A 1004-nucleotide genomic window follows, 5' to 3' on the forward strand; every position below is an offset into this window, starting at 1 on the left:
GTCAGCGGGCATCATTGGGTGCGTTCCAAAATCGATTTGGGCATGCGATCAGTAACTTGGACAACATCAACGAGAACGTAAACCAATCTCGTAGTCGTATTCAAGATACCGATTATGCTAAGGAAACAACGCAAATGACGAAATCGCAAATACTGCAACAAGCGAGTACGTCAGTGCTAGCTCAAGCAAAGCAGTCACCATCTGCAGCGCTTAGCTTGTTAGGTTGATCGGTAGGTTTCGTCAGGAGCTTATTGGGAAAAGTAGCGTTTAGCGTTACTGACCTATAAGGTGGAAGGGAGACTGTTATGGACATATCATCCAATGCATCGATCATCCAGCCTTACGGCTCAAATGGTGGCATTAAACTTGCTTCAGAAAACAATGGTGCACCCAATGTTTCCTACCGAAAGGAGAGTAATTCAGCATCACAAGTAAACCAAAATCACGTAAAGTCTGTTGAGGCGACAATTGAGCTGGTTAAACAGCGCGAACAGCTGAACAAACAAGAGCGAGAGGCGATGGTAGAGCAGATGAATGATTTCATTTCTTCTATTAATACCGGTTTATCCTTCCGTGTTGATGAGCAATCAGGAAGGGATGTTGTTACCATCTATGAGGCCAGTACTGGTGATATTATCCGCCAGATACCGGAAGAGGAGATGTTAGAGGTGTTAGGACGTCTTAGAGATCAGGCAGCCCGTTATTCATCTGGGCTGGTTATTGATAAGGTATAATCGTGTTTTTTGAGGTGATTTAATGAGTTTAGGCCCTATGGGGATGAATACTGGCATGGATATCAATTCTATGGTCAGCAAAATTGTCAATGCAGAGCGTATGCCTAAACAGCAACGTATTGACAATGAGCGGACTAATATTGATGCGAGTATTAGCGCCTATGGTCGACTCAAAGAGTCGCTGGATACGATGAAAAATCTCATGGCCAGCTTTCGGCAAGAGAAAGCGTTTGCAGCCAGAACCGTCGGCACCTCAAATGAGGGGGTCGT

At 44.8% G+C, this 1004-nt stretch carries 3 protein-coding genes; all 3 read left to right on the forward strand.

What is annotated here, in order from left to right:
• Positions 1–227, forward strand: a 227-nt coding sequence (locus ACP45E_RS19375; protein WP_277815729.1) for a flagellin, incomplete at its 5' end; no start/stop codon positions are given.
• A 78-nt stretch (positions 228–305) separates the two neighbouring features.
• Complete coding sequence (flaG, locus tag ACP45E_RS19380; protein WP_017038393.1) at positions 306–734, forward strand: flagellar protein FlaG; 429 nt, start codon at positions 306–308, stop codon at positions 732–734.
• Between the two features lie 22 nt (positions 735–756).
• Positions 757–1004, forward strand: a 248-nt coding sequence (locus ACP45E_RS19385; RefSeq protein ID WP_277815730.1) for a flagellar cap protein FliD N-terminal domain-containing protein, incomplete at its 3' end; no start/stop codon positions are given.

The organism is Vibrio genomosp. F10 str. 9ZD137, assembly GCF_049974785.1.
Taxonomy (GTDB): domain Bacteria; phylum Pseudomonadota; class Gammaproteobacteria; order Enterobacterales; family Vibrionaceae; genus Vibrio.

Excerpts from the sequence above, each read along its gene's own strand:
- flaG (WP_017038393.1), top strand. The coding sequence starts at position 306 with ATGGACATATCATCCAATGCATCGATCATCCAGCCTTACGGCTCAAAT.